This is a genomic window from Nocardia sp. NPDC051990 (assembly GCF_040680755.1).
Lineage (GTDB): Bacteria > Actinomycetota > Actinomycetes > Mycobacteriales > Mycobacteriaceae > Nocardia.
Window position 1 is genome coordinate 171,002 of record NZ_JBFAXH010000011.1, and the last position, 17,650, is coordinate 188,651.

The 17,650-nt window shown below is 65.1% G+C and carries 17 protein-coding genes, 4 tRNA genes and 3 pseudogenes; 9 read left to right on the forward strand and 15 right to left on the reverse strand.

Annotation, left to right across the window (positions count from 1 at the left end; translation table 11 throughout):
• Positions 1-173: 173 nt before the first annotated feature.
• From AB0L63_RS21225 to AB0L63_RS21235, 3 genes are all read right to left on the reverse strand, one after another.
• Positions 174-248 (reverse strand) — tRNA-Val (locus AB0L63_RS21225).
• 1 nt (position 249) lies between these two features.
• A tRNA-Cys gene (locus AB0L63_RS21230) sits at positions 250-320 on the reverse strand.
• A 44-nt stretch (positions 321-364) separates the two neighbouring features.
• Positions 365-437: transfer RNA gene (locus tag AB0L63_RS21235), tRNA-Gly, on the reverse strand.
• 418 nt (positions 438-855) lie between these two features.
• Here AB0L63_RS21235 and AB0L63_RS21240 point away from each other — a divergent pair.
• Positions 856-927, forward strand: a tRNA-Val gene (locus AB0L63_RS21240).
• A 574-nt stretch (positions 928-1,501) separates the two neighbouring features.
• Here the strand turns inward: AB0L63_RS21240 and AB0L63_RS21245 are convergent.
• Positions 1,502-2,617: a TerD family protein gene (locus AB0L63_RS21245; protein ID WP_364503392.1), complete on the reverse strand. Its 1,116-nt coding sequence runs from the start codon at positions 2,615-2,617 to the stop codon at positions 1,502-1,504.
• Between the two features lie 41 nt (positions 2,618-2,658).
• Entirely contained in the window at positions 2,659-2,895 is a 237-nt protein-coding gene (locus AB0L63_RS21250) for a TerD family protein (RefSeq protein ID WP_364503395.1), read from the reverse strand.
• Between the two features lie 194 nt (positions 2,896-3,089).
• Here AB0L63_RS21250 and AB0L63_RS21255 point away from each other — a divergent pair, with 194 nt between their 5' ends.
• The 3 genes from AB0L63_RS21255 (at position 3,090) to AB0L63_RS21265 (ending at position 8,113) form a co-directional block, all read left to right on the forward strand.
• Entirely contained in the window at positions 3,090-4,457 is a 1,368-nt protein-coding gene (locus tag AB0L63_RS21255) for a TerD family protein (RefSeq protein ID WP_364503397.1), read from the forward strand.
• Positions 4,458-5,003: 546 nt separating this feature from the next.
• A complete protein-coding gene (locus AB0L63_RS21260; protein WP_364503456.1) occupies positions 5,004-7,100 on the forward strand; it encodes an acyltransferase family protein in 2,097 nt (698 codons plus the stop codon).
• An 89-nt stretch (positions 7,101-7,189) separates the two neighbouring features.
• Positions 7,190-8,113: an alpha/beta hydrolase gene (locus tag AB0L63_RS21265; RefSeq protein WP_364503400.1), complete on the forward strand. Its 924-nt coding sequence runs from the start codon at positions 7,190-7,192 to the stop codon at positions 8,111-8,113.
• 140 nt (positions 8,114-8,253) lie between these two features.
• On the opposite strand, the gene AB0L63_RS21270 is transcribed toward AB0L63_RS21265, so the two are convergent.
• A complete protein-coding gene (locus AB0L63_RS21270; protein ID WP_364503403.1) occupies positions 8,254-8,643 on the reverse strand; it encodes a DUF6223 family protein in 390 nt (129 codons plus the stop codon).
• Positions 8,644-8,865: 222 nt separating this feature from the next.
• On the opposite strand from AB0L63_RS21270, the gene AB0L63_RS21275 reads away from it, so the two are divergent.
• Complete coding sequence (locus tag AB0L63_RS21275; protein ID WP_364503405.1) at positions 8,866-10,107, forward strand: sensor histidine kinase; 1,242 nt, start codon at positions 8,866-8,868, stop codon at positions 10,105-10,107.
• Positions 10,104-10,796: a response regulator transcription factor gene (locus tag AB0L63_RS21280; RefSeq protein ID WP_364503409.1), complete on the forward strand. Its 693-nt coding sequence runs from the start codon at positions 10,104-10,106 to the stop codon at positions 10,794-10,796. The genes AB0L63_RS21275 and AB0L63_RS21280 overlap by 4 nt, the downstream gene beginning before the upstream one ends.
• Positions 10,797-10,827: 31 nt before the next feature.
• Here AB0L63_RS21280 and AB0L63_RS21285 read toward each other — a convergent pair whose 3' ends face one another.
• Together AB0L63_RS21285 and AB0L63_RS21290 are read right to left on the reverse strand one after the other, a co-directional pair.
• Positions 10,828-10,992 carry a hypothetical protein gene (locus AB0L63_RS21285; protein WP_364503412.1) on the reverse strand — a complete coding sequence of 55 codons (165 nt, stop codon included), beginning with the start codon at positions 10,990-10,992 and terminating at the stop codon, positions 10,828-10,830.
• Complete coding sequence (locus AB0L63_RS21290) at positions 10,967-11,533, reverse strand: TerD family protein (RefSeq protein ID WP_364503415.1); 567 nt, start codon at positions 11,531-11,533, stop codon at positions 10,967-10,969. The genes AB0L63_RS21285 and AB0L63_RS21290 overlap by 26 nt, the downstream gene beginning before the upstream one ends.
• Before the next feature lie 192 nt (positions 11,534-11,725).
• Between AB0L63_RS21290 and AB0L63_RS21295 the strand changes: the two genes are divergently transcribed.
• The gene (locus AB0L63_RS21295) at positions 11,726-12,148 is read left to right on the forward strand and encodes a hypothetical protein (RefSeq protein WP_364503418.1); all 423 of its coding nucleotides are present in this window, start codon (positions 11,726-11,728) and stop codon (positions 12,146-12,148) included.
• Here the strand turns inward: AB0L63_RS21295 and AB0L63_RS21300 are convergent.
• The 3 genes from AB0L63_RS21300 to AB0L63_RS21310 form a co-directional block, all read right to left on the reverse strand.
• The gene (locus AB0L63_RS21300; RefSeq protein WP_364503421.1) at positions 12,145-13,095 is read right to left on the reverse strand and encodes a hypothetical protein; all 951 of its coding nucleotides are present in this window, start codon (positions 13,093-13,095) and stop codon (positions 12,145-12,147) included. The two genes, AB0L63_RS21295 and AB0L63_RS21300, sit on opposite strands and share 4 nt — an antisense overlap.
• A gap of 158 nt (positions 13,096-13,253) precedes the next feature.
• Positions 13,254-13,862: a DUF4232 domain-containing protein gene (locus AB0L63_RS21305; protein WP_364503424.1), complete on the reverse strand. Its 609-nt coding sequence runs from the start codon at positions 13,860-13,862 to the stop codon at positions 13,254-13,256.
• A gap of 317 nt (positions 13,863-14,179) precedes the next feature.
• Positions 14,180-14,665, reverse strand: a complete 486-nt coding sequence (locus tag AB0L63_RS21310; RefSeq protein ID WP_364503427.1) for a carboxymuconolactone decarboxylase family protein — start codon at positions 14,663-14,665, stop codon at positions 14,180-14,182.
• Between the two features lie 165 nt (positions 14,666-14,830).
• On the opposite strand from AB0L63_RS21310, the pseudogene AB0L63_RS21315 reads away from it, so the two are divergent.
• Positions 14,831-14,989 (forward strand): annotated as a pseudogene (locus tag AB0L63_RS21315) (RNA polymerase subunit sigma-24); the annotation flags it as partial.
• Between the two features lie 44 nt (positions 14,990-15,033).
• A pseudogene (locus tag AB0L63_RS21320) lies at positions 15,034-15,093 on the forward strand (hypothetical protein); the annotation flags it as partial.
• Positions 15,094-15,098: 5 nt separating this feature from the next.
• Here the strand turns inward: AB0L63_RS21320 and AB0L63_RS21325 are convergent.
• The 4 genes and pseudogenes from AB0L63_RS21325 to AB0L63_RS21340 form a co-directional block, all read right to left on the reverse strand.
• Positions 15,099-15,458, reverse strand: coding sequence for an SPFH domain-containing protein (locus AB0L63_RS21325; protein WP_364503430.1), 360 nt, complete (start codon positions 15,456-15,458; stop codon positions 15,099-15,101).
• A 43-nt stretch (positions 15,459-15,501) separates the two neighbouring features.
• Positions 15,502-15,957, reverse strand: a complete 456-nt coding sequence (locus AB0L63_RS21330; protein WP_364503433.1) for a YbaK/EbsC family protein — start codon at positions 15,955-15,957, stop codon at positions 15,502-15,504.
• A gap of 260 nt (positions 15,958-16,217) precedes the next feature.
• Complete coding sequence (locus AB0L63_RS21335; protein ID WP_364503459.1) at positions 16,218-16,691, reverse strand: amidase family protein; 474 nt, start codon at positions 16,689-16,691, stop codon at positions 16,218-16,220.
• Between the two features lie 25 nt (positions 16,692-16,716).
• Positions 16,717-17,268: pseudogene (locus AB0L63_RS21340) on the reverse strand (amidase family protein); the annotation flags it as partial.
• Positions 17,269-17,650 lie beyond the last annotated feature (382 nt).

Here is a 17,650-nt window from a genome sequence, read left to right on the forward strand (position 1 = left end):
GACGGCCTACAAACCTCTGAACGTTTCGATCGACCTGGAATCCGGTAGCCGCGGCGCGATCCGTCAGGATTCCAGTGGCGGGATGAGTTCGCCGAGATCCGCGTTGATATGGCCCTCATTGGGCACAAACAAGATCAGCCCCGGTGAAAACCGGGGCTGATCTGGTGAAACGATGGTGCGCGATACTGGGATTGAACCAGTGACCTCTTCCGTGTCAGGGAAGCGCTCTCCCGCTGAGCTAATCGCGCGAGGTGGAGACGGGAATCGAACCCGTGTGCACGGCTTTGCAGGCCGTTGCCTCACCACTCGGCCACTCCACCGTGCGAAGGGGGAAGGCTTTACTATTGCCTGGCCCTACTCTTCGAGCGGATGACGGGATTCGAACCCGCGACCCTCACCTTGGCAAGGTGATGCGCTACCAGCTGCGCTACATCCGCATATGCATCTCCGGGGGGCTTGCGGCCCTCCGTGGTGCGAGACAGAACATTAGCCGACGTTCGGCATAACCTACAAATCCGCTGGTAGAACTGCCTGAAGTTGAATTACAAGCATGTTGTCCGCGAGCGCCGACCATGCCGCCGAGGGGATCGAAGCCGAACCTTGCGCGCACTGGCAAACCCGCGAACTCCCTTCCGCCTCCCGAAGGGTGATCTCACGGCCGCGCATTCGATGTGAACGACCCGGCTCGGGAGTTGCTGCACCACTGTGCAATCCACGAACCCGCGCCAGTATCTGCCGTCGCGGCAAACCTCGATCACCACTGCCAGGGTGGCGATTTGGTGGGACGCCGGTAGTGCGTGCTAAGGTTCCATCTCGTTCGAACGGTTGCTCCGCCGCCGCTCCGACACCAAGTTCGGTCCCATAGCTCAGCGGGAGAGCGTCCGCCTCACACGCGGAAGGTCGCTGGTTCGAAACCAGCTGGGACCACAGAGAACCAGCAGATATGCGTGTACTTTTGCGAGTGTCCGTAGATTTTGTGCAATATATGCAATATTGGTATCGGCTGCCTCGCATTGATAACTACCTCATTGCACCGGACGCATTGCGTTATCGATGTCTTCGACCGCGATGCGAATCTGGCCTCGAAGCCTGTAACCGGGCAGGGTGCGGTCGGCGATCATCCTTCTGACTTTGTCTTTGTTCACCCGCGCGTTCGGCTGCGGACTGGATCGACTTACCGAACATGCTGTCGTCGGACCGCTCCATAGAGCTGCCACACGCCGGTGCCGACGATCCGGGCATGTGGAAGATACTGTTGCCGGACAATGGAATTGATGCCGTCGGCTTCCCGAACACGACCGCGTCCTCGATTCCGGACAGGAACATGCACCGAATGCGTTGAGCCGAGTCTGGCGTCCTACCCGATCGAACAGCGGGACCCGCGACACTGCCGACCGTCGCGGCGACCGGCGAGGGTGCGCGGGCGATCGACCAGAGACACCTGCCCTATGTGCCCGAGCCGGGATCGTGACCCGCCCCGGCGCAACCGTGACCCGGACGGTTAAAGGTAGGGGCCGATTTGGTTGATGGCCTCGAGCGGGTGGCCGGCTTGAATGGGTTGGCCGAGGGCTTGCAACTTCCAGGTGTGGTGTTCGCGGTGGAGTTTGGCGACGATCATGCCGGTGTGCGGGCCGCCGCTGCGGAGGTTGACGCGGGTGAGCTCGGTGTTGGTGGTGCCGTCGACAAGGCGCCAGAAGGCATTGCGGACCCGTTCGAAGGTGTGCCCGGCGTAAGAGGTGATGACGAACACCACGGCGGTCGCGTAGACGGGCAGCCGGGTCAGGTCGACGGCGATGGTCTCGTCGTCGCCGTCACCTTCGCCGGTCAGGTTGTCCCCGGAATGACGGATGGCGCCGTCGCGGGTGCTGAGCTGACCGTGGTAAGAGGCGTCGACGAGATCCCGGTCGGCGAATACCAGCGCCGAAACGTCCAAGTCGATCTCGATGGCACGGCTGCCCCATCGGCCGTGGACCCGAACCGGGTCCCACCCCAGTGCCATTTTCACGTACGTCAATTCGGTGCCGCCGTGTTTGACCAGCGCCACGTCCTGACCGTCTGCCAGCACCGGTCCCATCGGAGGTGCGGACGTCCTTGGCATCGACGGTGGCGGCTGTTGTTGGGGGCTGATGCCGACGGTGACGCCGTGGGCGGATAACAGTGCGGCGAACCCGTTGCCGTAGCCGTGGCCAACGGCGCGGACTTGCCAACCTGCCACCGTGCGATCCGCGTCCAGTGCGATCACTGTCGTTTCGGTGGTCAACCCTTCGATCGTGTACTCGCACAACGGGTATGCCTGGGAATCGGTGACGGTGACGTGTGGCGGTGGATACCGGTCGAAGCGGGTGGTTCGGTCGTCGAGGGTGATGACGATGCGGATGTGGACGACATCCGACGAGACCGCGTGCAGGTTGATGGCCAGTGCGGCTTGTCCGGGGATCAACCGCACGCCGGGGGCAGCGGGCTGGTTGTAGAAGACCAGGTCGGCGTCGGCGCGCACCCGGCCCTGGATGTCCAATAGCAGCGCGGCCAGATCGATGCGGGCGCTGTGATGCACCGACACGGTAATGTCGTCGGCGCCGACTACACCGGTCTGTCCCTGCGTCAGCAGTGCGGCCACCGGCACCACTCTACGGTGATGATCATCACATCGTCGAGTACTCAGCCGTCGACCCGGTTGTCGCGGGCGATTCCGGCCGGTCCGGATGCGGCCTTGGCCGATGGCGCGGACTTCCGCGCGGCGCCGTTGCGGTAGAGCTCGCCGACTACCATCGCAGTCTCGGTGGAGGCGTCCTCGGAAAGGTCGTAACGAGCCAACTCGGCGCCGTTGGTGTGGGCGACTTGCCGGTGCCCCGCACCGGCTCCCCATTTCCGGTGGGGCACGGGCACAGTCGACATCGCGATCGGTGAGGTGTTCCCGAAGAACCTCGGGACCGCCCGGGTCGGAATCGACGGCACCCCGCTTTCAGAGCCCACACCTCGCGCTCACACAGCGTTGCCACTTTCCGCCTTGCCGGAATGAGCCGTCGAAGCCGATGGAGTTGTTCTCGTAGAGTGGAATTCGACAGCACCCGACAAGTGAGGGGGCGAGGTTGTCCGCGACACTGGTGAAGGGCCAGAACGGTCCCTTAGCTGTTCCCGATGTAGTGATCTGCGTGCAGGTCGCCGGGCCCGCGGATCTGTCCGCGCTGCTGGTCACTGAACGGGGCAAGGTCCGCTCCGATGCCGACTTCGTCTTCTTCAACCAGCCCACCGGCCCCGGAGTCGAGCTGCGGCCCGGCCCGCCCGGACAATCCGCCGCGCTGGCGGTAGCGCTGAATGCGGTACCCGCCGATATCGATCAGATCCGGGCGGTGATCACCCTCGACGACCCGCGCAGCACCTTCGGAGGCATACCCGCACCGACCGCCATGGTGGCCGACACCGCGGGTAATCGGTTGTACGAGTACCGAATCGAGGGTCTGGCGACCGAGTCCGTCGTCATCGCACTGGAACTGTACCGGCGCCACAACACCTGGAAGGTGCGTGCGGTCGGGCAAGGCTACGCCGGAGGGTTCGCCGCCCTGGTCACCGACCATGGCGTGACCGTCGACGACGCACCGCAACCAGTCGCCGCGCGAACCCCACCGCCCGCCGCACCGGCCCCGCCCGCCCAACCGGTCCCGAACTATCCGCCATCCACCACCTCTGTCTACCCGGCCCAGCAATACCCGCCGGTCGCGACACCCCCGCCCGGGCCGACCTACCCGCCGCCGGGCGGCCATCCCGCGGCTCCGGGGCACGGCTACCCGCCGCCCAGTCGAGGCTCTCTTCGCCCGTCCGGCCCGCGAGCCGCAGCGCCACAACCGTCTGGTGAGGTCAGTCTGTCCAAGGACCGTCCGGTCAGCCTGGACAAGGGCCAGCGTGTCACGCTCCGCAAAGAGGGCGGGGTCGCCCTGACCCGCATCACGATGGGGCTGGGCTGGGATCCGGTGAAGAAGAAAGGCGGTCTATTCGCAAGCCGCACAATAGAGATCGACCTCGACGCGTGGGTTGCGGTGTTCGCCGATGCACATTTGGTCGATGTCGCCTACTACGGGCAACTTACCTCCAAAGACGGCTCCATCCGCCACCAAGGCGACAATCTCACCGGAGAAGGCGAAGGCGACGACGAAGTCATCCTCGTCGACCTCACTCGGGTCCCGGCGCATATCACCACCCTGCTGTTTATCGTCACCTCCTACCAAGGCCACACCTTCGAACAGGTCAGGAACGCCTTCTGTCGCCTCATCGACGCCACCACCAACGCCGAGCTGGCCCGCTACACCTTGGCCGGTGGCATGCCGTTCACCGCCATGATCATGGCCAAGGTGTACCGCGTGGGTAGGGACTGGAAACTGCAGGCACTCGGCGAAGGATTCCACGCCAGACATCCCGGCGAAGCCGTGCCGCAACTCGGACGGTTCATCACCGCACGCTGAACGAACTGGCGGCAACCTACACCAGCCGGCTGGTGTCCTTGCGAGGCCGATGGACTCGCGATATGTCGCGCGAGTGCGACGCAGTGGGGTCGGTGTCCATGACAACAAGAGTGTCGAGCTGATCAGCAGGTAGCGCCTGTGCGGCGTCGCAGCCGGTGTTGCCATACCCGATCAGAACCGTGTGCGCAGTTACGAGTTCTCCGGTCGTTCGCAACGAGTCGCGATCGCCGACCAGGCTTACCGGCACACCGGGGCCCACCCTGGCAGCAGCGGAAACCGATGCGAGACAACCGCGCCGACCCGACAGTCGCCGTTCGCACCCGGTGTGCGGTACCGCGGTCGAGTCGAGGTGGGGGTTGGTAGCCGAAGCCGGGGGTGGGGCCAATATCTTGGTAGGTGAGGAAGTGGACGCATTTTCATTACCCGTGGTAAGAGAATTGTTGTGTCACGGTCATCCCTCGTTTACCTCGTATCGTGTGGTCGTCGTCCGGTGACGGCGGTTCGGTTGTACCCATTTCAGTGATCGGAGGACAGCGCCGCATGGCAATGGGCACGAACGCGCGCAGCAGTGAGGCTGTCGCGTCCAATCGGCGCGTGGGCGTCGGGTATCGGGCGGATCTGGACGGGCTGCGGGGGCTGGCGATCGCGCTGGTGGTGGTGTTCCACGTCTGGTTCGGCCGGGTCTCCGGCGGTGTGGATGTGTTCTTGGTGCTGTCGGGGTTCTTCTTCACCGGCTTGCTGATGCGCCGCGCCGAGGCATCCGGGACGGTTGATGTGGTGTTCACGCTGCGGCGTACCGCGCGCCGATTGCTCCCGGCTATGGTGGCGGTGCTCGCGGCGGTGGTGGCCGCGACGGTCTTGTTCCTCCCGTACACCCAGTGGTCGAATATCGCCGCCCAAACGCTGGCGTCGCTGGGTTACTACCAGAATTGGCAGTTGGCGTGGACGTGGTCGGATTATCTGGCCGCGGATCCGTCGGTGAGTCCGCTACAGCACCTGTGGTCGATGTCGGTGCAGGGCCAGTTCTACCTCGCTGCCCTGCTGGTGGTCGCGGTGGTGGCCAAGGTGTGTGTCCGATTCGGACGGGCCGAGGCGCTGCGGGCGGTGTTGGCCGTGATCGTCGCAGTGGCGGCGGTGGCATCGTTTCTGTGGGCCACGCGTGGTGCGGCCACCCATCAGGGGTGGAATTACTACGACAGCTTTGCCCGGGGCTGGGAGCTGCTGGCCGGGGCCGGGTTGGCGATCGCGGCACGATATCTGTCACCAGCCCGAATCGTGCGGGTCGTGCTGGCTGGGCTCGGCGTGCTCGGTGTCCTGGGTTGCGGGTGGTTGATCCTCGACGGTGCCAACCGGTTTCCGGGACCTACGGCGCTGCTGCCGGTGGCCGCCGCCGCGGCGGTGATCGTCTCCGGTAACAACCTCGATGACGCCGCCCTGCCGTGGCCGAACCGTATGCTCTCGACGCGGTTCGCACGATGGCTCGGTGATATCGCCTATCCGCTGTATCTGTGGCATTGGCCGATTCTGATCTTCTACCTCGCCGAAACCGGCCAACCCCACGCCGGTCTGGTCGGTGGCGCCGGTGTCATCGCTGTGTCGGTGGTGCTTGCGGTGGTGACCCATCGGTGGATCGAGGAACCCTTGCGGCTGCGTTCCACGCCGGTGATTTCGATAAGCGGTGTGTCGGTGCTGTACCGGCGCGCGGCCAGTGTAGTGGTGGCGGTGCTGGCCGCCGCCGTGGTCGGTGTGACCGGTGTCTGGCAGGTCGCGGTGGTGCAAGTGCATCCGCCGCAAGCGGCGGACGGACTCGACCCGTTGCTGTACCCGGGTGCCGAGGCACTGGCCTCGGGCGCACCCACCCCGCAGGCACGGATGCGGCCGACGGTGTTCGAAGCCCCCGCCGAAGTCCCGCCCCCGACCCTGGACGGTTGTATCGCCGACTGGGATACCCGCGAGGTGATCACCTGTATCTACGGTGATCAGAACGCCGACCGTACGCTGGCGCTGGTCGGCAGTTCCCATGTCGAACACTGGATCCCCGCTTTGCAGTTGCTGGCCGAGGAACACTCGTTCCGTATCCAGGTGTATCTGAAGATGGGCTGCCCGCTCACTCTGGACGACGATGTGACCTACAAGGGTGAACCGATTCCGGACTGCCGGGACTGGTCGCGCGAGGTCATCGACCGCCTCGGCATCGATCGCCCGGACTGGGTGTTCACCACCGGCACTCGCCCCCGTGACGACGGCGGCGACGAGACTCCGGACGACTATCTCAATGTTTGGTCGGCGCTGTCCGATCGCGGCCTGAACGTGATCACCATCCGCGACACGCCCTGGCTACGGCGTGATGGCGTCCGCTACAAGGCCGCCGATTGCCTGGCCAAGGGCGGTGACCGGATCAGCTGCGGCATGCGCCGCGAGGACGCCCTCGATCCGATCGATCCGCAGCTCGAACCGGCCTCCCGATTCCCGAGCGTATTTCCGATCGATCTCACCGATGGCGTGTGCGAGGCGGACGTATGCCCGGTCGTCGAGGGCAATATCCTTATCTACCACGACGAACACCATCTGACCGCCAGCTATTCGCGCTCACTGGCCGGACCGCTCGGTCGCCGACTACAGCCGGTGCTGCAATGGTGGTAGTCGTCCAGGTACCTGATAGACCTGACGAACGCTGACCACAGCGGGGTACCGTCGTCTGCGAGTCGAGAAGTGACGCGGAGGATCTGAGCGTGGTAACCGATCAACGCGGCCGGTGGAGAAGTCTTGTCGTCGCGGTGGTGCTCGCGGTATCGACCATGTACGCAGCTGTGGAACGGGCCGCACCGGCCATCGTCGCCACCGACCCGGCTCCCACGACCGCCGCCGGCACACCGCTGCGGATCAGCTACGGTGACACCCCGGACAATGTCGGTGACCTGTATCTGCCCGCCGATGGCTCCGACGGCAACTATCCGGTAGTGGTGCTGATCCACGGCGGTGGGTGGTCGCAGAACCGGACCATGACCCAGTTCGCGCCGATGTCGAAGTCGCTGGCCGAACACGGTGTCGCGGTATGGAATATCGAGTACCGGCGCGTCAATGGAAGCGGTGGCTGGCCGCGTACTCTCACCGATGTCGGTGATGCCGTCAACGCCCTGGCCACCGTGGTCCAACAGCGCTGTGGCGGGCGACTGGATCTGCGCCGCGTCCATGTGGCCGGACATTCGGCTGGCGGACAGCTCGCCGCATGGGTGGCCGGCCAACGCACCCCCGCGTCGAACCTGCCTGCCGCACACCCGATGCCGCGCGTCCTCAGCGCTACCCTCATGGCCGCGGTATTGGATCTGGAACTCGCCGCCACCAGCGGGCACGACGCGTTCGTGCGGAACCTACTCGGCGGCCTGCCCGACGAGGTACCCGACCGCTACCAGATGGCTTCTCCCATTGCCCACCTACCCATCGGCGTGCACATCACCGCGCTCCACGGGGACAAGGATCGCGTCGTCGCCCCCGAACAAAGCCGCCGCTACATCGCCGCCGCCACCCGCGCCGGTATCCCCGCGAACCTACGAATCCTGCCGGGAACCGGCCACGCCGAGTTCACCGACATCGCCTCACCCGCATGGGCCGCCGCCCAACAGACCATCCTCGACAATGTCGTGAACCTGCACTGAGCGATTTCTCAGCTCCCCTCGGCCACGGGCAGTCCGGCGAGCTCGGAATTGGAACGACTGCTGGCGCAGGCGAGTACGAGATCCAGACCCAGCCCAGTCGAGCTAGGCAAGGCTTGTCGAATCGGTTCTGGCGCCGGCATTCAGGATGCGGGCATCGACCCGGCAGCATGGTCGGTCCGACGGGACCGCGCCAGCGCCAGCCCACCGAGGATCGTGCCGATCAGCCCGAGTAGCACCGCGAAGACGGCGCCGGCCAGCCCGTTGCCGGTGCCGAGGCCGCCGGCGGCGTTGGCACCGTGGAGCCCACCGACGATCGCGCTGATCGGTCCCAGCACCAGGGCCCCGATGATCCGGACCCGCCCAGTGCCGGGCCGGCGGGATCGGGCGAGCGCAAGCCCACCGGCGATGACGCTGATCAGCCCCAGCACGGCTGCCACGCTGGGCACGGTTCGCCCTACGCCGAGTTCGTAACCGGCGGCGACAACGGAGATGTGCGTGGCCGGTACGGCAGACAGATCGAGCACGGACATTGCGGAACCTTTCGATCGAACGGCGGGGCCTTCCTGGCCGGCTCCGTCGTTGAATGGACGCAAACGATCGTCGCGTCTCGAGGCCGGAGCGTCGTCGGTCGGCAGACGGCAGCGGATACGACATTCGACGTAGGCAGCTGGCGCGGATACGCGCTCCTCGACGTAGACGGCCGCGCAGTTGGTCGGAAGTGTTCGGCCAGCCGGGAACCCTATGATCGCACCATGCAGGATCGCGTCACGTTGTTCCGCTTGCCTGCCTGGGCGCAAGACGTGCTGCTGGCGGTATTCATCACCGTGATGCAGGTCCAGGGCACCGTCGTCCGCAACAGCGGGCAGCCCGAAGCAGTGCTGCGCCCACTGTCGGACCTCGGATATCTCGGCTACATCCTGTTGATTGCCCCAGGTGCGGTCCTGGTCGTGCGCCGCCCCTGGCCAGTCGCGGTGTTCACTGTGACAGTGCTCGCCAGTGCCGCCTATTACGCTCTCGATTTCCCTGACGGGCCCGGATGGCTGGGCCTGTTCGTGGCCATCTACACCCTCACCGCCCGCGGCGACGGGCATCGCTCGCTGGTGCTGGCCGGTGTGGGGATCGCCGCCCTGACCACGGTCTGGCTGATCGCCGCCACCGACATCGAACCACCGGCCGCCATCGGCTGGGTGTATTTCCGGATCGGTGCGTCGGGCATGAGTGCCGCCCTCGGTGAGAGTGTCCGCTCGCGGAGATTCATTGCGGCACAAGCGCTGGAGCGCGCCGAGTTGGCTGAACGAACTCGTGAGGAAGAAGCTCGCGCCCGGGTCGACGCCGAACGGCTCAGGATCGCACGCGAAGTCCACGACACCGTCGCACACGCAATCGCCATCATCAACGTCCAATCCGGCGTCACCGCACACGTGCTCGACAAACGACCGGAACGAGCAGGCCAGACCCTGAAGGCCATCGAGCAGACCAGCTCTCGGGCACTGGCGGAGATGCGGGCTATCCTCGGCGTCCTCCGCGACGACCACAACGGCCGCGTCCCGCACCCCGGTCTCGCGCAGCTCGTTGAACTCTCCGCCATGGCGCGCGAGGCCGGGCTCGACGTCGACCTCGAGATGACCGCACCGCCCACACCGGTACCCAGCGTGGTCGGCAATGCCGTGTATCGAATCGTGCAGGAATCGATCACCAATGTGATTCGCCACGTCGGACCGACCCGGGTCATGGTCGCGCTGAACTACGGCACCGAAACCGTGGAAGTCCGGGTGACCGACGCGGGCCGGCAGCCGAGTTCGAAAACCGATGGGGCAGTTCACCACACGGACGAGGGCCGTACGCACCCGGGCACATGTGGCCGTGGCATCCTCGGGATGCGCGAGCGCTGTCAGCTCTTGGGCGGAGACCTCGACGCGGGGCCGCTCCCGTACGGAGGCTTCGCGGTCACCGCCCAGCTGCCCTTGGCCCCGACCGGACCGGCGAACGTATGAACGCCACTACATGCGCATCGAACGGCGATACTCCGATCAAGGTCCTGCTCGTCGACGACGAGCAGCTGGTGCGGTCCGGTTTTCGGCTCCTGCTGGATATCGAGGACGACATCGTGGTGGTCGGGGAAGCCGCCACCGGCGCCGAAGCCGTGGACAAAGCCCGTGCGCTGCGCCCGGATGTCGTACTCATGGACATCCGCATGCCGAAGATGGACGGCATCCAGGCCACCCGGGAGATCGCCACCACCGACGCGTTGCGCACCGTTCGCATCCTCATCCTGACCACCTACGACACCGATGCCTACGTCTTCGAAGGCCTGCAAGCCGGCGCCAGCGGCTTCCTGCTCAAAGACTGCGGCCCGGCCGAACTCCTGCACGGCATCCGTGTGATCGCCGCGGGCGAATCCCTGCTCGCACCGCGCATCACGCGCCGCCTCATCGCTCAGTTCACCGCACAACGCACAGCGAACAAGGCCGCCGAACATCGGCTCGCGGTCCTCACCGAACGCGAACGCGAGGTCCTGGCGCTGGTGGGGCAGGGGATGAGCAACGACGAGATCGGCGCCGAACTCTTTCTCAGCCCGGCTACCGCCCGCACCCATGTCAGCCGCGCCATGGTCAAGCTCGGTGCCCGCGACCGTGCGCAACTGGTCGTCATCGCCTACCGAACCGGACTCGTCACCCCATAGGCAATCGTTCGCGTCGTTATCGCGTTGTGCCTCAGCTGAATACGACGTAGCGCAGCCAGAGATAGGGCGCGGCGACGGCGATGGTGAAGGCGGTGACGAGCGGGCTCATGGCGACGTAGGGGTTGTCAGCTGCCAGGGCACGCTGGTCACCATGACACCGGCATCGGTGATCAGCTCCTTCCGTTGTGATGGGCATAGGCGCTCAACTGATGCACAGCTTCGACCGGATGCCGTGCCTGTATGCCATCGCCGATCGTCTCGAAGTGCCACCCGCCGTCGGTGCGGAACATTTTGCCCATCACCAACCCGGTATGCGACCTGCTGCCGGTGAGTTCGTATCGGGCGATCTCGGTGCCGGAGGCGCTGTCGACCAAGCGGCAGAACGCATTCCGGATCTCATCGAAGGTCTGACCGCTGTAGGAGGTCACAATGAAAAAGATCGTCGTGACCTGCGGCGGCAGCCGAGTGAGGTCGACAACGATCACCTCGTTGTCGCCATCGCCTTCACCGGTCACACTGTCACCGAGGTGCCGCACCGAACCATCCTGGGAGGTGAGCTGTGCATGGTAGACGACGTCTACGATGTTCGCACCGGCGAACAACAGCGCGGCCGCATTCAGATCAATGTCGGTGACCCGGGCGGAGAACCAGCGGCGCGGACGCGCCGGATCCCACCCGAGCCCCATACTCACATGCTCGAGCGCCGCCTCGGTGTCGTCGCGTAGCGAAAAGAGCACGAACTTCCCTTCGACCAGGGCGACCTCGCGGCAGCACGTCCGCCGACTCGCCGAGCTATCACTGTCGCCACCCTATGTCTTGACGTTTTCCTAACGCCGGAGACGGGGCAATTCGCCATCGTGGTCAGCAGCAGCGTGGTACTGGCTTGCCGGTCTTGTGGCTTTTCTGGTCGGCTCGGTGGGCCGTGCTCGGTGATCGGCGTCGACCGCGCAGGGTGTGCTCGAGGTGGGTGGGCTGTACCCGGCGGCGCCCAGCAGTCGGTGCTGGCCGCGATGCTCGGCGCGCGGCCCGAGATCTACGCCGTCGAGGTGAATTCGGTGGATGTCCACCTATCGGAGGATCTGCCGTTGGCGATCATCGCGCCGATGAACACCGTTGTACTGGATAGGACGGCGAAACCAATTGCGGTCGAGGGGACCGTGACTCAACTGCGTCGGGGCCGGTGCGACAACGGACAGTCTGTGCTGGTTGCTCGATACCCGTTGCGCCGCAACGATTCCGGTTCCGGTGGAGGTTGCGGCGAGGGAGTTTCCAGCGCGGGTGGGCGTTTGCGCGGACCAGGCTGGCTGAATCGGTTCCTCGATTCGGCATGCGAATACTCCATTGGGGACTAACGGGCGGGTGGCTGGAAGCCGGCGATATCGAGCTTCTGTCCGATTGCCGCGATGGCGTCGACGAGGGACCAGCCGCCGAGTTGTGGCCAGCCGTTGCCTTGTTCACCCCGCATCTGGATCCACTCGTCGCGGATGCGGCCGTCGGGGTCACGGGGCAGCGGTACCTGGGTCGGCCCTGGCGGTGGTGCGAACCCGGGCAGGCCGAGGGTCTGCCCGACGGTGGCGACACCATCGACGAGTGTATGACCGGCCAGTTGGGGCCAGCCGTTACCGCCGATACCCATGAATTGAATCCACATATCGGTCACCGGATCCGGCGCGACGACTCCGACACCGACCTGGTTGGCGAAGTCCTCTGGCGAGAATCCGTCGGCGGAGTTCATATCGCAGTTGCCGAAGGGTGGGGCGCCCTCGGGCAGGCCACCACCGTATCCCTGGCCGTTGGTGTACTGATGTGCGATCTGGCCGGGCAGGTTGGGGTTGCCGCCGTAGCCGGCGCCGATCATGTTGAGCCCATCCGGGCGCACCGGCCACATGCTGTCGAAATCGGGTCGGTTGGCGTAGCCGATGACCCGACGGGTGGAGCCCAGCCAGCCGGTCAGCCGCCAATAGGCGCGGTTGATACCGTCCGACTGGTCCCCGCCGGGATTGCCGCCCGATTCCACGTCGATCATGGAGATCATCTTCGGGTGCGGGCCGCCCGCCTGGCCGACCATGCTCCGGTGGGTGTCGACGGTATCGAGCCAGTTCGGCCGCCAATAGAAGTAGACGATGAAGCAGGCTATTCTGCCGGCGGCGGCGGCTCGAGCAGCCCACGCATAGTTCGAGTAGAAGTTGTTGTCCTGGTAGGTCCCATCGTTCGAGCGAAACGAAAAGATCTGATACGGATAGGAGTCATCGACCGGTACTTGGAACTCGGACACATCGGCGAAAAGGGAATCAACCATAATCCCCTCCAAGAGGTCGACCGGCCCTCGAGCTGACCGGATCTCGGGTGGTGGCTATCCAATTCTCCAGGGCCGCAGCCCGTCACGTCATCGATAGTCCACTTCTCGTGACCGCCTCGTAACCGGTAACGCCCCAACCAAACCCGTCGCCGTTCGAGCTACCCGCCACCGCCCGCCACGACGGCGCGGACCCTCAGCTGGGTCGCGGTCAGCTGCTCGTTACCGCACGCTGTCGTGGCGCGCTCGAGATACCGCGATGCGGTGTTGTCGGGCGGGTAGATCCGCAGCCCCGGCACCGCCACCGGCTGACACTGCTCAGGCGGAATGTTGTGCACATTGACCGCGAACACAAGCGCCGACGCCTGGCCGCTGGGAGCCAACTGAACCGGACCGGACGAGGTGCCCTCGCGGGCGGCGGGCGCACCGACGGGTGCGCTGTCGGGTCCGGTGGCATAGGAGATACCCGGGAAACCTTCGAGTGCACACGGACCGGACCCGTTGTTGGTGAACACGATCGGGAAGGCGACAGTTCCGGCAGCCACGGTTTCCGGTCCCAGACCGGCCGCCAGATCGGATGTCCGACATTGCGGTGCAACAGCATTCGAATCGCGCGCGGCCGGCGTCACCGATGGTCCCGAAACCACATGCAGTGCCGGGCCCGCGCTGTGGCTCGTCGTATCCGGCGCCGACTGTTCGGAACCGCAACCACTGACGGTCGCGGCCGTAGTCACAGTGAGCAGCCACCACGCTATCCGCCATCGCCTCACAACAACTCACCGTACTCCGCAAGCGGGCGAATGTGCAGCGCAAACGCAATCACCACGACCGGATACGCCACGAAGGATCGGGCATGGTCGGCGGTGCGAACAGCCCAATATCCCGGGCCACATGCCCTCTCGGCACGACTCCAGCACTGACCCCACATGGCTCCGGGCAGGTCGTGTCGTGTTCGGGGAAAGGTGAGGCTCAGGTGTCGTTGGCGAGTGAGTGGCGCAGGTTGAACGCGCCAAGGACGACCGCTTCGCAGGTCGCGGTCCGGCCCGGATCGAATGGTCCTGGGCCAGACCGGGATTGCGCGTGCCGGTCAGTTCGCCACGTTGTCGAAGGTGCCGGCCTGGTAGGAGCCGCCCTTGGTCTTGGTGATCACCAGCAGCCGGTTGACAGCGTTGATCATCGCGACCAGGTAGACGAGCGCGGCGATCTGGTCGTCGTCGTAGTGCTTGCGCACCAGGGCCCAGGTCTCCTCGGACACACCGTGATTGGCGTCGGCCAAGCGGGTGCCCTCCTCGGCCAAGGCCAGCGCGGCCTGCTCGGCCTCGGTGAACACCGTGGATTCACGCCAGGCGGCGACCAAGTTGACTCGGACGGCGGGTTCACCGGCGGCGGCCAGTTCCTTGGCGTGTGCGTCGACGCAGTATCCGCAGCCGTTGATCTGGCTGGCGCGCAGCTCGACCAATTCGATCAGAGGTCTCGGCAGCGGCGACTGCAGGATCGCCAGGCTGGTGTTGGCGAAGCGCTTGCCGATCTTGGCGCCGAGCTCGTTGGCGTTCAGGTCGAAACGGGGTTCCATCATGTGATCCTCACTCGCAGTGCTGAATTGGACGATCACAAGACGGCGGTACTCCAGCTGACATAACGCCGCCGCGGTGTGATGTGAACCACGCAGGTTCCATGTCACAAAACGGCGGGCGCCGTCGTCACGCTGGTGGCAGAGTCGAGAGAAAGCAGCAGCCTCATGGCAGCAACGATGCGGACCCCACCCGACGGTCGCGACGACGGCGGTCGCCCAGACCCCGCAACCGAAGCGTTTGTCACCCACCGCAATCCGCTGTTCACCGTCGCTTATGAGATGCTCGGCTCGGCCGCCGATGCCGAAGACGTTCTGCGGAAAACCCGGCCGAGCGCTGTTCGGCCGGGCTGGAGATCGGCAGCGGGCGTTTGATATTCCCGCTGCACTGGCCGCAATCCCTGGGTTCGCTGGAGTTCCCGATCAGCTACCGCGGTCACCGGCTGACCATCCGGATCAGCGGCGAGGGTATGCGAGTGCGGTCCGAGCTGGGTCTATGGAATGGGAATACGACGGTGGAGCAGCCGTCGGAGCCGGGTTCGCCGAGGTTTGGAGGTGGCGGAGTTGGAGGGCGCGGGGGTGGCCGAGACGATCTGGGCGGCCTCGCGGGTTTTTCGGCGGCCTGGACTTCGCCACGAGAGTGGATGACGCGGGCGCGGCGTTCGCGTTCGGCCTCGGCCCGGCCAGCGATGGCACGCTGCATGCCCGCCGGGATCTCGACGTCGCTGATATCGACGAGGTCGACCTTCACGCCCCACGGCTCGGTCTGCTCGTCGGATTCAGGGGGATTCGACACGGCATGCGGGCCAGTGCGAGATCACGACAGAACGCTGCGCGCGCTAGGAGAAGTGTCCCTTTTCCGCCTGCTCCATCAAGCGCATGAACTGTTCGGTACGCATGTGGATAAGCGTCTCGTGGTCGCCGGCCTCGAAGTAGATGTCGGGTTGAGTGCTCAGGCTTTCGTCCATCAGTGTTTTCATACCGTAGGCGGTGCAGAGGGGTGGGATGGCGCCGACTTCACAGTCTTTGAAGACTTCGCGTATGTCCGACTCGTTGGCCAGCGATAGACGCCGTCCGGTTTGGTCCCACAGCTTCGGCAACCGCAGGTGATGACTGGATGGCAGCACGGCACCGACGTACCCTTGCTCGTCCTCGAGGAGAATCGTCTTGGCGAGTCGGTCGCTGGGGATAGCCGCCGTTACGGCTGTCTCGGTGCTGCTATGGCTGTGCGGATGTCGCACGACTTCATATTCGACGCCTGCATCGCGTAGGCACATGTGCACGGTAGGTGACATGGGCATGGCGGAACCTCCACTGGCTGGTTGGCACCACTTCTGAACCCGGCGGCCCTAGTCCTTCATCATAGCCCTGACACGCGTCCGCGAGGCAGGTGTCAGCCCTGCTCGAACTCATGGCCGAGTCCGGCCACACAAACCCAACAACCTGCGCGCCCGACGCGCCTGCCGAACGTGTGACCGGATCACACAGCTCACATTATTGGGACATCGGTGGTGCCCAAGCGCGAAAAACGGTTGCCGGATCCGCATACCGCGTATCAGCCAGCGCATGGACGATGTCGCAATTGCGGCGGACCAGCGGCCAGGCCGGCGAGTTCGCCCGCTGGTACGTTGTAGCCGCTTCTCCGCAAGGTCTCGTGGATGAAGCCCTGCGTCTCGTCCGCCGGGGCGCCCTGCACCACGCTGTCTTCCCAGTCCCGGTTGGTCACTCCTTCCCGCAGTTGCGGCGTTGCAAGGTGCCAATCGGTATGGCGTTGATACGAATCTGCCGCGCGTAGGACTGCTGCCTCATCGAAGGGGCGGCCGATCAGTTGGGCGGCCGAGGGCAGCCCGTCGGAATCGAAGCCGATCGGCATCGACAGCGCCGGATTTCCGAGCGCGTTCCAATACGCGGTGTGATACGAAAAGGACTCTCCCACAAACAGTGTCGCGGTGTAGGCGCCACTGGCCTCGACCCGAGGTGCCGGTCGGGTGACGGTGGGAGTGAGGACGAGGTCGACAGTGTCGAACAGTCGTGCTACCGCTGTAGTGGGGCAACGTCACATCCACCACCGTCGCGCCGGCCGTTTCGAGGGTGGATACCGCGTCGGCGAACAACCGTTTCAGTGTTGGATCGGCGTCGCCCGAAAACGTCTCGAGCATATCGACGCCGATCGTGCAGCCGGTCAGATCGCCGGTCAGAGCGTGCGGGAAGTGGGGGACCTCGTCTTGGGCCGTGGTTCGGTCCGTTGCATGCGAGCCCGCCATGACGGCGAGCAGCACACTGCAGTCGTGGGCGCTGCGCGCCATGGGACCGATGCAGTCGAGTGTGTATCCCAGGGGCACGCATCCAGACTTCGGCACCCGCCCGTAAGTCGGCTTTATGCCGGTGATTCCGTTCAATGCGGATGGCATACGGATGCTCGCACCGGTATCGGTGCCAACCGCCGCGAGGAACATGCCGGCGGCGCATCCCGATGCCGACCCTGAGCTCGATCCGTCCGCCCAGCGTGTCGGGTCCCAAGGGTTGCGGGGGATCGGAAACGGTTTGGCCGGGTCAGGAGAACCGAACGCGAACTCCATGGTGGTGGTTTTTCCCACGATGACCACCGATCGGGACCGCTGCCGCGGCCAGGGTGATGTGCCGGTACCAGGCGCCGTAGCTCGCCCACACCTACCTCGCCGTCACCGCCGCGATCTCCCCAAAAGCATTGGCAGCGGCCTCATTCCACTCACGCTCGGCGAAATCAAGCGTCTCCTGGCACGCCTGATCACCCCACTCCCGGACCCCACCCGGCTGCTCCGCTGGTCGACATGGCGACGAAGACACCAACACCAGGCAAAACAAGCCCACTACCAGCGAAGACGGGCATCACATCACGAAGTGATGCTGGAGTACTAGCACGACAGTTGTATTTCGTTGTGCTGCATGGTGATTGATTCTGCGGTAGCTTGTCGGCTGATGCTGGATGATGTTGTGGCCGAGGATGTT